Raw genomic sequence first — 14,072 nt, 5'->3', positions numbered from 1 at the left:
TGCCGCTTCCTTGTCTTGAGACGACCGACAGTATGGCTGGTGCTTAACCGATCGTCATCAAGTTTGCATTACCGCCCGCTGCTGCCGTATTCACGCTGACCGAACGTTCCGCGAGCAGTCGTTCGAGAGCGTAATCTTCATCGCCGTTGGCGAGCGCGTGCGCTGCCACGCCCTGCACCGAGACGATCGGGCCAGGACGTTTGGCCACTTCCTTCACGAGTGCGAGCAGCTCGTCGCTGTCGCCTTCGAAGAGGACCGCATCGAAGTCGGCATCCGCCGTCTTCTTGATCGCTACGTGCGCCTTCAGTGCCGCCGGCAACGCGCTCACCAGCGCTTCGCCTGCCGCGCCCTGGAACAGCGCGCGGTTGCCCGTTGCGAGCGCAACGGCGAGTTGTGCGCGGGCGCCCGTGGCCGTCGACGGCACGCACAGCACCGTGCCGCGCGCCGAAAGCGTGTAGGTGTTGCGCTCGCCCGTCGGGCCCGGCAGAACCGCCGTGGCGCCCGCGAGCACGTATTCGAGGTAGCCGTCGCAGCGTGCCGCGAGCGCGGGCTCGCGCTCGGCGATGAGCCAGTCGCGCAGCGTCGTGAGAGCAGCCTGTGCCGATTGCGGCGCGCCGTTGCCGTCAGCCGCTTGCGGCGCGTCGACGACGAGCACATTGGCGAGCGACTTCGGCAAACCGGCCGGACGCTTCGCGAGCAGACGCGACAGATACAGTGCGCCACCCGCCTTCGGACCCGTGCCCGAGAGACCTTCGCCGCCGAACGGCTGCACCCCCACCACCGCGCCGATCACGTTGCGGTTCACGTAGATGTTGCCCACGTGCGCGCGGCCGATCACGTGCGCGATCGTTTCGTCGATACGCGTGTGAATGCCGAGCGTGAGGCCGTAGCCCGTCGCGCGGATCTGCTCGAGCAGCTTGTCGAGCTGGCTGCGGCGATAGCGCACCACGTGCAGCACCGGGCCGAACACTTCGCGCTTGAGTTCGTCGAGGCTGTCGAGCTCGATGAGCGTAGGCGGCACGAATGTGCCTTGCGCGCAGGAGTCGGGCGTCGGCATCTGCTGGACCTTGCGGCCCTTTTCGCGCATGCCTGCCACGTGCGTATCGATACCGCGCTTCGCGTCGATGTCGATCACGGGGCCGACGTCGGTCGAGAGGCGGTCGGGATTGCCCACCGCGAGTTCCTTCATCGCGCCCGTGAGCATTTCGAGCGTGCGGTCGGCCACGTCGTCCTGCAGGCACAGCACGCGCAGCGCGGAACAACGCTGGCCGGCCGAGTCGAAGGCGCTTTGCAGCACGTCGGCCACGACCTGCTCCGCGAGTGCCGACGAATCGACGATCATCGCGTTCTGGCCGCCGGTTTCGGCGATCAGCGGAATCGGGCGGCCTTCGGAATCGAGGCGCTCGGACAGCGTCTTGTTGATGAGGCGCGCGACTTCGGTCGAGCCCGTGAACATCACGGCACGCGTGCGGTGATCGGCGACGAGCGCCGCGCCCACGGTTTCGCCGTTGCCCGGCAGCAGTTGCACCGCGCCCGCCGGCACGCCGGCTTCGCGCAGGATGCGCACGGCTTGCGCGGCGATCAGCGGCGTTTGTTCCGCGGGCTTCGCGAGCACCGTGTTGCCGGCTGCGAGCGCGGCGGCCACCTGCCCCATGAAGATCGCGAGCGGGAAGTTCCACGGGCTGATACACACCACCGGGCCGAGCGGGCGATGCGTGTCGTTCGAGAACTCTTCGCGGATCTGCGTGGAGTAGTAGCGCAGGAAGTCGATCGCTTCGCGGATTTCGGCCACGGCGTTCGGCAGCGACTTGCCCGCTTCACGCACGATCAGGCCCATCAGCGTATGCATTTGCGCTTCGAGCAGATCGGCGGCGCGTGCGAGGCAATCCGCGCGCGCTTCGACGGGCGTGGCCTGCCAGATCGGCGCGGCGGCCACGGCGTGCGAGAGCGCGGCGCTCACGTGCTCGCTCGTCGCTTCCGCTACGGTGCCGACGAGATCGCGATGATCGGCGGGATTGCGCACGTCGCGTGCGGCGCTGTCTGCGATCTCGCTGTCCGCGAGCATCGGCGCGGCGCGCCACGGATGATGCGCGCTCGCCAGCAGCGCCGACGAGAGCGACGCGAGACGATGCTCGTTCGACAGATCGAGGCCCATCGAATTGAAACGCTCGTTGCCATACAGCTCGCGCGGCAGCGGAATCTTCGCGTGCGGCGCGCCGAGCGGCACGACCTTGGCGGCGTCGTCGATGGGGTTCGTGACCAGTTCGGCGACCGGCACGGAGGCATCGGCGATGCGGTTCACGAACGACGTGTTCGCGCCGTTTTCGAGCAGACGGCGCACGAGATACGCGAGCAGCGTTTCATGCGTTCCGACCGGCGCGTAGACGCGGCACGGACGGTTGAGCTTGCCCTGCGAGAGCGGGCCCGTGACTTCTTCGTACAGCGGCTCGCCCATGCCGTGCAGGCACTGGAATTCGTACTGGCCGGGATAGTAGTTCTGGCCCGCGAGGTGATAGATCGCCGAGAGCGTGTACGCGTTGTGCGTGGCGAACTGCGGATACACGGCATCCGGCGCGCCGAGCAGCTTCTTCGCGCAGGCGAGGTAGGAGACATCCGTGTAGATCTTGCGCGTGTACACGGGATAGCCTTCGAGGCCGTCCACCTGGGCGCGCTTGATTTCCGTATCCCAGTACGCGCCCTTCACGAGGCGCACCATGATGCGGTGACGGCTGCGCCGCGCGAGATCGACGATGTAGTCGATCACGAACGGGCAGCGCTTCTGGTAAGCCTGGACCACGAAGCCGATGCCGTTCCAGCCCGCGAGTTCCGGATCGAAGCACAGCGCTTCGAGCAGGTCGAGCGAGAGTTCGAGGCGGTCGGCTTCTTCGGCGTCGATATTGAGGCCGATGTCATAGCGGCGAGCGAGCACGGCGAGTGCGCGCACGCGCGGCAGCAGCTCGCCCATCGTGCGTTCCTGCTGCGCGCGCGAGTAGCGCGGGTGCAGCGCGGAGAGCTTGATCGAGATGCCGGGGCCCTCGTAGATGCCGCGGCCGCCCGCGGCCTTGCCGATCGCGTGGATCGCCTGCTCGTACGATGCGTAGTAGCGCTGGGCATCGGCTTCCGTCGTCGCGGCTTCGCCGAGCATGTCGTACGAGTAGCGGAAACCGCGCGCTTCGAACTTGCGGCTGTTGGCCAGCGCCTCGGAGATGTTCTCGCCCGTGACGAACTGCTCGCCCATCAGGCGCATGGCCATATCCACGCCCTTGCGGATCAGCGGCTCGCCGCCCTTGCCGATCATGCGCGTGAGCGCCGACGACAGACCGGTTTCGCTGTTCGTCGTGACGAGCTTGCCGGTGATCATGAGGCCCCAGGTGGCGGCGTTCACGAACAGCGACGGCGCGTGGCCCACGTGCGATTTCCAGTCGCCCTTGCTGATCTTGTCGCGAATGAGCGCGTCGCGCGTCGCGCGATCGGGAATGCGCAGCAGCGCTTCGGCGAGGCACATCAGCGCCACGCCTTCCTGGCTCGACAGCGAAAACTCGTGGATCAGGCCTTCCACGCCGCCGCCGGTACCCTTCGCACGCAGCGTTTCGACGAGCTTCGTGGCGAGCTTCGTCACGTCGCCCGTGAGGTTGGCCGGCAGGCGCGCTTCACCGATCAGGAATGGCACGCACTCCGGCTCAGGGCGGCGGTACGCGGCCGTGATGGCCGCGCGCAGCACCGACTGCGGTTGCACGTTTTGCGCGAATTCAAGGAACGGGTGCGACGCCGCTTCGTCGTCGTCAGCGGTAGCACCTTCCGCGAGATCGGTCGCACCGACATGACCATTGAGTTCGGGAGGCAACTGGCCGTGCTCGATCTTCTCGAGGTAGGCAAAGATGGCTTGCTTGATGAGCCAGTGCGGCGTGCGCTCGAGCCGCGTGGCGGCGTCCTTGAGGCGCGAGCGGAGGAGATCGTCGACTTTGACGCCAAGTGTGGTGCTAGCCATGTTTCCTTCATATGCCGGCAGACCCGCACCGGCGGTGACCAAAAAGTTGGCGAATCGTAACCCTACCAATAAAAAGGTGCAACCACTCTCGCAAAATGGTTGCACCACGGTTGAGGCCTTGTGCAGCCTGGGTTTGCGGCCGATGACCGCCCACCGGGCCGCGCGGGTCGCGCTCGGTATTTTCCCTGGCCCAGCAACACGCTGGACAACCCTAATCGATTCCGCGGCCGTGCCGTTATACAAACAGAGCGGGGTTGTTGATCACAAGAAAATGCGTAGGGACCAAAAAATGGAAAAGCTGCTGGTAATTGCAGGGATCTGGACGTTGTGCGCCACGTGCGCCGTGCTGTTCATGCGCGGCGCGACGGCGCCGGATGAACGCCGCATGAGTTTGAAGCGCGCGGCGCGCAGGGATGCGGCCGATACGGTCGGCCAGTAAGGAAGAAACGGGAAGTTGATACCGGGTGGCCCCGCTGTTGCGGCAACGGGGCCATGGCGGCGGCTGTCCGCGGCTAGATATCGAGCGGATCGACTTCGAGATTCCAGCGCAACACGCCGCGCAACGCGCGCAGCGCGGGCTGCCATGCGCGCAGCGTTGCCTGCAGCGCGGCACGCGACTGGCTTTCCACGAGCAGTTGCGCGCGATGCACGTTCATCACCTTCACGATGGTGAGCGGCACCGCGTCGTAGGCCATGACACGCTCGGCGCCCGGAATCGCGGTGAGCGCCTCCGCGGCCTGGGCGAGAAACGCCAGCGCCGCTTCCAGCGTGCGCCCTTCGGCGCGCAATAACGCCTGATAGACGAACGGCGGCAGGTGCGCGTCGCGCCGCTCCGCGACCTGCGTATTCGCAAACCCCACGTAGTCCTGGCGCGCCAGCGCGTGATAGAGCGCGTGGCGCGGATAGCGCGTCTGCACGAGCACCTCGCCAGCCAGGCCGGCGCGCCCCGCCCGTCCGCTCACCTGCATCAACTGCGCGAACAGGCGCTCGCTCGCCCGGAAATCGTGCGAAAAGAGCGCATTGTCGGCGTTCAGCACGCCGACGAGCGACACGCGCTGGAAGTCGTGCCCCTTCGCGATCATCTGCGTGCCCACCAGGATGTCGACCTCGCCCGCGTGCACGTCGGAAAAGAGCGCCTGCGCGCTGCCCTTGCGGCGCGTGCTGTCGGCGTCGATGCGCAGCACCCGCGCGCCCGGCACCGCGCTCGCGAGCGCCTCCTCGATGCGCTGTGTGCCGCGCCCCATCGGCGCGATGTCGACGTTGCCGCACTCCGGGCACGAATGCGGAATGCGCGATTCCCAGCCGCAGTGATGGCAGCGCAGCGCGCGCTCGGGCTTGTGCAGCACGACGTACGCGCTGCAGCGCGGGCAGCCCGCCACCCAGCCGCAGGCGTCGCAAGCGAGCGTAGGCGCATAACCGCGACGGTTCAGGAACACGAGGCTCTGCTCGCCGCGCTCGAGGCGCGCCTTCATCGCCGCGACCAGGGGCCCGGAGAGCCCTTCGAAGGAAGCGCGGCCCCGCCGGCGCTCCTCTTCGAGATCGATCAGCTTGACGGTAGGCAGCACCGCGTCGGCAATTGCGCGGCGCGAGAGCGTGAGGCGCGTGTAGCGGCCCTGCTCGGCCTGCCACCAGCTTTCGAGCGACGGCGTGGCCGAGCCGAGCACGACCGGCACGCCCAGCTGCTTCGCACGCCATACCGCGAGGTCGCGCGCCGAGTAGCGCAGCCCTTCCTGCTGCTTGTAGGCGGGGTCGTGCTCCTCGTCGATCACGAGCATCGAGAGACGCGGCAGCGAGGCCAGCACCGCGAGCCGCGTGCCGAGCACGATGCGCGCGCGGCCCGTGTGTGCCGCGAGCCAGTTGCGGGCGCGCTCGCCTTCCGCGAGGCCGCTGTGAAGCGTGACGATGGCCTCGTCGGCGAGCGTGGCCGCGAAGCGCGTGCGAAACGCCGCCTCGAACTGCGGCGTGAGATTGATTTCCGGGACCAGCACGAGCGCCTGCGCGCCGGGGTCGCGCTCGAGCAGCGCCGCGAGCGCGCGCAGATAGACCTCGGTCTTGCCGCTGCCCGTCACGCCGTGCAACAGGAAGGGCGCGAACCCGCTCGCCTCGCCGATGGCCTCCACGGCTTCGGCCTGTTCGTCGCTCAGGCGCGGGACGTCCACCATGGCCGCAGTCTGCGGTGCGCTGTGGGCTGCACTTGCGGCCGCGCCGACCTCGATGGACTCATGCTCGACCCAGCCCGCTTCGCACCAGGCTTCGAGCGCCGCAATCGCCTTCGGATGCAGCGCGCGGGCCGCGGCGGCGTCGAGTTCGCCGGCATCAACGAGCGCCTGCGCGAGACGGCGCAGCGCCTGGGCGCGCGCCGGCAACGCGTCGGGCAACTCGGCGCGCCCTTGCGGCGACAGACGGTAGCGCTCCTCGGGGGCGAGCAGGCGCGCCCAGCGCGACGAATCGCGCAGCGCCTGGGGCAGCGCCGGCAACGCGACCTCGCCCAGGCCCCGCTGATAGTAGTCGGCGGCAAAGCCAGCCAGCGCGAGCCATTGCGCCGAAAGCGGCGGACAGGCGGCGCACACCGCGCTTACGTCGCGCAGTTTGTTCGCGGGCACGTCGCTGTGAGTGGTCACTTCGCAGATCAGGCCGACGACGTCGCGACGTCCGAACGGCACGCGCACGAGCATGCCGGGCTCCGGCGCGCTGTCGAAGCCATAGCGATAGTCGTAGAGCGCATCCAGTGGATGGTCCAGCGCCACGCGCACGTACTGCCCTGTCATGCCTCACTCCCAGGGAAGTTCCGTACGCCACCGCACAGACATGCAAACCTCAAGTAATACTTGAGATTTCGCGCTAAGTTTTGGATTCCGCAGAACAATCGCGCCCCCGAATCTGCGCCTGTGGATAACTTTGTTGAGAACTTCTCGGGCGCCGCCGCAGCGCGCCCGCGTGTCGTCGTTATGTGGGATACCGCACACAGCGCCGTGGAGCGCCGAAAGCCTTGTCTGTCAAGGGTCTGATTGATTCTGCGCAGACCTGAACGGGCGCCTGCGACAACCTTTCCCTCTTGCGCGCCGCAACGAGGCAAGTGTGTATAAGTCAAGTCTTGACAGGACCGCGATGGCGTCTGGATGGCCTCTTGAGCCCGGTCATACCCTGACGCCCGGAGCCCAGCTTGGTGCGGCGCATCAAAAACGTCACGCACCGATCGCGCGGATCGCGCGGCTGTGGCGATGCACTTCGTCCACGAGTTCGGCCACGCTTTCGGGCGGCGTGAACTGCGAAATGCCGTGGCCGAGGTTGAACACGTGGCCCGGGTGCGCGCCAAAGCTGTCCAGTACCGCGCGCGCCTGCTCGCGAATCGCGGCCGGCGAAGCGAACAGCACTGTGGGGTCGAGGTTGCCCTGCAGCGCCACGCGCTCGCCCACGCGCTCGCGCGCGCGCCCGAGGTTGACGGTCCAGTCGAGGCCAACGGCGTCCACGCCCGTATTGGCGATTTCGTCGAGCCAGAGGCCGCCGCCCTTCGTGAAGGTGATCACGGGCACGCGCTCGCCGGCGTGCTCGCGCTTGAGCTGCGCCACGACCTGCGCGATGTACGCCAGCGAGAAGCGCTGGTACGCGCCGTCCGCGAGCGCGCCGCCCCAGGTGTCGAAGATCATCACGGCCTGCGCGCCGGCTTCGATCTGCGCGTTCAGATAGGCCGCCACCGCCTGCGCGTTCACTTCGAGAATGCGTTGCATGAGGTCGGGGCGCGCGTACAGCATCGACTTCACCGTGCGGAAGTCGTCCGAGCCGCCACCTTCGACCATGTAGCAGGCGAGCGTCCAAGGGCTGCCCGAGAAGCCGATCAGCGGCACACGCTGGTGCCCTTCTGCATTGGTGAGCGCGCGGCGAATTTCGCGTACGGCGTCGGTCACGTAGCCGAGCGTCGCGCCGATATCCGGCACGGCGAGCCGCGCCACGTCTTCTTCGGTACGCACGGGGTGCGCGAACTTCGGCCCTTCACCCGCCTGGAACGAGAGGCCAAGGCCCATCGCGTCCGGAATCGTGAGAATGTCGGAGAACAGGATCGCGGCGTCGAGCGGATAGCGCTCGAGCGGCTGGAGCGTGACCTCCGTCGCGTAATCGGGATTCTTCGCGAGGCCGAGGAAGCTGCCCGCGCGGCTGCGCGTGGCGTTGTACTCCGGCAGATAGCGGCCTGCCTGGCGCATCAGCCAGATCGGCGTGTACTCGGTCGGCTGGCGCAGCAGCGCGCGCAGGAAGGTGTCGTTCAGGAGAGTGTGGGCCACGTGCTGGATGCGCGAAGTCGCGCCAAGGTTCGGAAGCAAGCGGCCATTTTACCGGAGCGGCCGTCGCGTCATGCCCCTGATGGGCGGGATCAGAAAGCGCAATGCCACTGAAGTATAGGCCTGCCTACCCAGGTAAGTCCGCGCTTAACGGCCGCGTACGCGAGGACTATCATCAGACGGCTTTCCAAAACATTACATCAACCAAAACCAGATCTGGAGACACGATGAATAAAGCCGCCCTCGGCCTGACGATCGTTAGCGCCGCTTTGCTGAGCGCGTGCGCCACGGGCCAGTCCGCCGGTACCCCCGCCAACGGTGCGCAGAGCGCCACGGCCCCGTCGCGCCTCGACGAAATCATCGCGCGCGGCACGCTGCGCGCCTGCACGACCGGCGACTACAAGCCCTACTCGTTCTACAGGCAGGACGGCACGTTCGAAGGCATCGACATCGACATGACCCAGTCGCTTGCGAAGTCGCTGGGCGTGAAGGCCGAGTTCGTGAAGACGTCGTGGTCGAACCTCATGAACGACTTCCTCGCGAAGTGCGACGTTGCAGTGGGCGGCGTCTCCACGACGCTCGAGCGCCAGAAGCGCGCGTTCTTCACCGAGGCCTATCAAGTCGACGGCAAGACGCCGATCGTGCGATGCGCGGACGTCAAGAAGTATCAGACCGTTGAGCAGATCAACCAGCCTTCGGTGCGCGTGATCGTGAATCCGGGCGGCACGAACGAGCGCTTCGCGAAGCAGTTCCTGCCGAATGCGAATCTCATCATGTACCCGGACAACGTGACGATCTTCAAACAGATTCTCGCGAGCAAGGCCGACGTAATGGTGACCGACGCCTCCGAGACCATGTTGCAGCAGAAGCTCAACCCGGGGCTGTGTTCGGTGCATCCCGACAAGCCGTTTCAGTACGGCGAAAAAGCGTGGATGGTGCCGCGCGGCGACGTGGTGTTCCAGCAGTATGTCGATCAGTGGCTGCACCTTGCGCGCGCGAGCGGCGAATATCAGGCAATCTCCGACCAGTGGCTGAAGTGAAGTGTTGAATCGCGCCGCATTGTTATGGCCCTTGGAATTGCTACGATGAGTTGCAGAACATGGGGTCACACGAGGCACGCAAAGTTTGCATTCCACGCGCGAGCGCAATGCCGACGCACTGCGCATGTGCGCACCCGGTAAATCTGTACCGTACGCGTCATGCGTAAAAAGGCCCATGCGGTGGGCCTTCCTTCATGCGATTCGAATCCTCGCGCGCGAGTTGCGATTAAGGCTGTCAGGCAGCCTCGAAAAATAGCGGTAAAAATGACTTCCGCGAAACGCTCAGGATGGCAAAAAGCGCCGCAGAGCCTTATCTGACGGGCGTTACAACCTGAAACACTTTGTTACCGCGAACCTATCTTAATTCGCCCACAATGCCTTCAACGGTTTCAACACGGATGTGGCGCGGTGCCAGTGTGAGCGGACACAAAACACCAGCCGGTCGGCCCTACGCCGAAGCCCTCTCGAGGGGCATCCTTGTTGGAGCCGTGACCGGCGTCGAAGACGTTTCATGACCCGGCTCCTCCTTTGGTCTCCTCGCGCTAACCCCGTAGCGTGTGGTTTTTAGCGGGCTCCAGGCCCGCTTTTTTTTCGCCTGTACGTTTCGTTATTCAACAGGCATCGCTCTGCCCCCACTCCCTCCAGCGTCAAATAGTCGTTCGGTTTCCCGACTATTTTTGCGCGTTCTGCAATGCCGCAGCGACGCCTTGAATCGTCCGCCGCGGCATTGCATCGAACCTCGTATCAAGCCGTCTTCTGCTCGTTGATCTTGAGCTCGTCGATCATGCGCGCGCGCATCACGAACTTCTGCACCTTGCCTGTCACGGTCATCGGCAGTTCGTCGACGAAGCGGATGTACTTCGGGATCTTGTAGTGGGCAATCTGCCCCTGGCAGAACGCCTGAATCTCCTCGGCCGTTGCCGCTTCGCCCGGGCGGAGCACGATCCACGCGCACACTTCCTCGCCGTACTTCGCATCGGGCACGCCGAACACCTGCGCGGACTGCACCTTCGGGTGGCGGAACAGAAACTCTTCGATCTCTCGCGGATAGATGTTCTCGCCGCCGCGGATCAGCATGTCCTTGAGGCGACCGACGATGTTGCAGTAGCCTTCGGCATCGATCGTCGCGAGATCGCCCGTATGCATCCAGCCATCGACGATCGACTCGGCCGTCTTCTCCGCGTCGCCCCAGTAGCCCTGCATCACCGAATAGCCCTTCGTGCACAGCTCGCCCGTTTCGCCCACCGGCACGATATTGCCGAGCGCGTCGACGATCTTCACTTCGAGATGCGGCTGAATGCGGCCCACGGTGGTCGTGCGCTTGTCGAGCGGGTCGGTGGTCGAGCTCTGGAACGACACCGGGCTCGTTTCCGTCATGCCGTAGGCGATCGTGATTTCGGCGAGATGCATCCTGGAGACCACGCGCTTCATCGTCTCGATCGGGCACGGCGAGCCGGCCATGATGCCCGTGCGCAGCTTCGAAAGATCGAAGCGTGCGAACTCCGGATGATCGAGCTCCGCGATGAACATCGTGGGCACGCCGTGCAAGGCCGTGCAGCCCTCTTCCGAGACGGCTTCGAGCGTCGCGCGCGGATCGAACGCCTCACCCGGGAACACCATGTTCGCGCTAACGGATACGCACGCGAGCACCGCGAGCACCATGCCAAAGCAGTGATAGAGCGGCACCGGAATGCAAAGCGAATCTTCTTCGGTGAGGCGCATCGCCTGGGCGATGAAACGTCCGTTGTTGAGCACGTTGCGGTGCGTGAGCGTCGCGCCCTTCGGATTACCGGTCGTGCCACTCGTGAACTGGATGTTGATGGCCTCGTCGGGCGATAGCGTCGCGTTGATCGCGTCGAGCCACGCCGTGCCGTCGCGCGCGATGCGCTCGCGGCCCATCTCCACGAGTTCGCTGAAGCAGAGCATGCCGGGCGTGGCCGTGTCGCACATGCGCACGACCGCGCGCAGTTCGGGCAGGCGCGCGGCCTGCAGCTGGCCGGGCGTGGCGCTCGCAAGCTCGGGCGCGAGCGTCTGCAGCATTTCCAGATACTTCGAGGTCTTGAAGCTCTCCGCCGAGACGATCGCCTTGCAGCCGACCTTGTTCAGCGCGTATTCGAGTTCGGCAAGACGATAGGCGGGATTGATGTTGACGAGCACCGCACCGATACGCGCGGTCGCAAACTGGGTGAGCAGCCATTCGACGCGATTGGGCGACCAGATGCCGACGCGGTCTCCCTTGACGATGCCTAGCTCGGCAAAACCGGCCGCGAGCACGTCCACTTCCGCGGCGAACTCGCGCCAGTTCCAGCGGATGCCCTGCTCGCGGAACACCACGGCAGGCCGCTCGGGGAAGCGGTTGGCGGTCTCCTGCAGGAACGTGCCGAGAGTCGCGTCGCTGAGCGGCACGTCGGACGTGCCTCGCACGTAGGAAAGCCCTTCTTTCGGCGCGATGAGCGGCTCATGTACACCGGGCGCGGCGCGCGCGCCTGCTGCGTCGATTGCCATGATGGCTGTCTCCTGGGGAGCGTCACTCCCGCGTTTGAAATGAATTTGAAAACCATTGTGCCACCGGCTTGACTGGGGGCGGCATCAAGTCTTACCCGCAGGGTCTGGGCCGGCTGCGAACGAATGATTTGGCATTACCTTTCCGTAAACGTCAAGTATGCCGGAGCGTTTTGGTCGACCTCCGTGGCTCACGGCATTTATGCCGCGTTTTTCATCGCGGTGCCATTGGGCCGTGCCCGCCCACCGGCGCGCACATGCAAAAAGGGCTCCCCAACCGGGGAGCCCTTTTTTGCTTCGAACGCGGCCCCACGAGGGGGCGCGTACGAGAACCCATTAGTGCTGGTTCATCTTGCGCAGGCGCTGGATCGCCGCGAGCTGCGCGACCGCGTAGGCCAGTTCGGCCTGGGCGGTGGCGTACTCGAGGTTCGAGCCGGCGTTCTGCAGCGTCTCTTCAGCGCGCTTGCGCGCTTCCGTAGCCTTTGCCTCGTCGAGATCCTTGCCGCGGATCGCGGTGTCGGCGAGCACCGTGACGGCGCCCGGCTGCACTTCGAGAATGCCGCCGGCGACGAACACGAACTCTTCACCGCCGTCTTCCGCCACGATGCGCACTGCGCCCGGACGAATACGCGTGATGAGCGGCGTGTGCCCCGGCAGAATGCCCAGCTCGCCCGCCTCGCCCGGAAGCGCGACGAACTTCGCCTGGCCGTCGAAGATGCTCTCTTCGGCGCTGACGACGTCTACCTTGATGGTTGCTGCCATATGTGTCGACTCCTTGGGGATTAATTGGCTGCTGTGGCGGATAAGTCGCGCGACTTATCCGCACTTCGGCAACTAACCCTTACTGGATCTTCTTGGCCTTTTCGAAGGCTTCGTCGATCGTGCCGACCATGTAGAACGCCTGCTCCGGCAGGTGATCGCATTCGCCGTCAACGATCATCTTGAAGCCGCGAATCGTTTCCTTCAGCGGCACGTACTTGCCCGGCGAGCCCGTGAAGACTTCCGCGACGTGGAACGGCTGCGACAGGAAACGCTGGATCTTGCGAGCGCGGGCCACCGTCAGCTTGTCTTCCGGCGACAGTTCGTCCATGCCCAGAATCGCGATGATGTCGCGCAGTTCCTTGTAGCGCTGCAGCGTTTGCTGCACGCCGCGCGTGATCGAGTAGTGCTCTTCGCCGATCACGTTCGGGTCGATCTGGCGCGAGGTCGAGTCGAGCGGGTCGACTGCCGGGTAGATACCCAGCGAGGCGATGTCACGCGACAGCACGACGGTTGCGTCCAGGTGGCCGAAGGTCGTAGCCGGCGACGGGTCGGTCAAGTCGTCCGCAGGGACGTACACGGCCTGAACCGACGTAATCGAGCCCTTCTTGGTCGACGTGATGCGCTCTTGCAGCTTGCCCATTTCTTCAGCCAGCGTCGGCTGATAGCCCACTGCCGACGGCATACGGCCGAGCAGTGCCGATACTTCGGTGCCAGCCAGCGTGAAACGGTAGATGTTGTCGACGAAGAACAGCACGTCGAGGCCTTCGTCGCGGAAGTGCTCGGCCATCGTCAGACCGGTCAGCGCGACGCGCAGACGGTTGCCCGGCGGCTCGTTCATCTGGCCGTACACCAGCGCGACCTTGTCGAGAACGTTCGAGTCCTTCATTTCGTGGTAGAAGTCGTTGCCCTCACGGGTACGCTCGCCCACGCCCGCAAACACGGAGAAACCACCGTGTTCCTTGGCGATGTTGTTGATGAGCTCCATCATGTTGACGGTCTTGCCCACGCCAGCACCACCGAACAGACCGACCTTGCCGCCCTTTGCGAACGGGCAGATCAGGTCGATAACCTTGATGCCGGTTTCGAGCAGTTCCGCCGACGGCGACAGCTCGTCGAACGCCGGAGCCTTCTGGTGGATCGAGCGCGTCGTTTCGCTCACGATCGGGCCAGCTTCGTCGATCGGACGGCCGAGCACGTCCATGATGCGGCCGAGGGTCGGCTTGCCGACCGGCACGCGGATGGGGTTGCCCGTGTTCTTGACCACGGTGCCGCGGCGCAGGCCGTCAGCAGAACCCAGACAGATGGTGCGGACAACGCCGTCGCCCAGCTGCTGCTGCACTTCCAGGGTCAGTTCCGACCCTTCGAGAATCAGCGCGTCGTAGATCTTCGGCATGCTCTCGCGCGGGAATTCCACGTCGATCACCGCGCCGATGCACTGTACGATCTTGCCTTCTACCAAAGCAGTTGTACTCATCGATTTTCCTTTAGATACCTGAATTCTTCACT

At 65.3% G+C, this 14,072-nt stretch carries 8 protein-coding genes; 2 read left to right on the top strand and 6 right to left on the bottom strand.

Going from position 1 to position 14,072, the window contains the following annotated elements; all coding sequences use genetic code 11:
• Positions 1-43 precede the first annotated feature (43 nt).
• On the bottom strand, positions 44-3,988 hold the full coding sequence (putA, locus tag AB4Y43_RS04990; RefSeq protein WP_368727154.1) for a trifunctional transcriptional regulator/proline dehydrogenase/L-glutamate gamma-semialdehyde dehydrogenase: 3,945 nt from the start codon (positions 3,986-3,988) through the stop codon (positions 44-46).
• Between putA and AB4Y43_RS04985 the strand changes: the two genes are divergently transcribed.
• A complete protein-coding gene (locus AB4Y43_RS04985) occupies positions 3,987-4,427 on the top strand; it encodes a hypothetical protein (RefSeq protein WP_368727153.1) in 441 nt (146 codons plus the stop codon). The two genes, putA and AB4Y43_RS04985, sit on opposite strands and share 2 nt — an antisense overlap.
• 73 nt (positions 4,428-4,500) lie before the next feature.
• On the opposite strand, the gene AB4Y43_RS04980 is transcribed toward AB4Y43_RS04985, so the two are convergent.
• Together AB4Y43_RS04980 and hemE are read right to left on the bottom strand one after the other, a co-directional pair.
• Complete coding sequence (locus tag AB4Y43_RS04980; protein WP_368727152.1) at positions 4,501-6,756, bottom strand: primosomal protein N'; 2,256 nt, start codon at positions 6,754-6,756, stop codon at positions 4,501-4,503.
• A gap of 417 nt (positions 6,757-7,173) precedes the next feature.
• On the bottom strand, positions 7,174-8,265 hold the full coding sequence (hemE, locus tag AB4Y43_RS04975; RefSeq protein WP_368727151.1) for a uroporphyrinogen decarboxylase: 1,092 nt from the start codon (positions 8,263-8,265) through the stop codon (positions 7,174-7,176).
• Positions 8,266-8,489: 224 nt separating this feature from the next.
• Here hemE and AB4Y43_RS04970 point away from each other — a divergent pair, with 224 nt between their 5' ends.
• Entirely contained in the window at positions 8,490-9,302 is an 813-nt protein-coding gene (locus AB4Y43_RS04970) for a transporter substrate-binding domain-containing protein (RefSeq protein WP_368727150.1), read from the top strand.
• Between the two features lie 744 nt (positions 9,303-10,046).
• Here AB4Y43_RS04970 and AB4Y43_RS04965 read toward each other — a convergent pair.
• The 3 genes from AB4Y43_RS04965 to atpD form a co-directional block, all read right to left on the bottom strand.
• Complete coding sequence (locus AB4Y43_RS04965) at positions 10,047-11,807, bottom strand: AMP-binding protein (RefSeq protein ID WP_368727149.1); 1,761 nt, start codon at positions 11,805-11,807, stop codon at positions 10,047-10,049.
• 333 nt (positions 11,808-12,140) lie between these two features.
• On the bottom strand, positions 12,141-12,566 hold the full coding sequence (locus tag AB4Y43_RS04960) for a F0F1 ATP synthase subunit epsilon (RefSeq protein ID WP_028203314.1): 426 nt from the start codon (positions 12,564-12,566) through the stop codon (positions 12,141-12,143).
• A 79-nt stretch (positions 12,567-12,645) separates the two neighbouring features.
• Positions 12,646-14,040 (bottom strand): F0F1 ATP synthase subunit beta, encoded by a 1,395-nt coding sequence (atpD, locus tag AB4Y43_RS04955; protein ID WP_069264444.1) that lies wholly within the window; start codon positions 14,038-14,040, stop codon positions 12,646-12,648.
• Positions 14,041-14,072: the final 32 nt, after the last annotated feature.

This window comes from Paraburkholderia sp. BR10872, assembly GCF_040965835.1.
GTDB lineage: Bacteria > Pseudomonadota > Gammaproteobacteria > Burkholderiales > Burkholderiaceae > Paraburkholderia > Paraburkholderia nodosa_A.
Note: the sequence above shows the minus strand (reverse complement) of the source record. Positions and strands in the feature narration are given on the sequence as shown.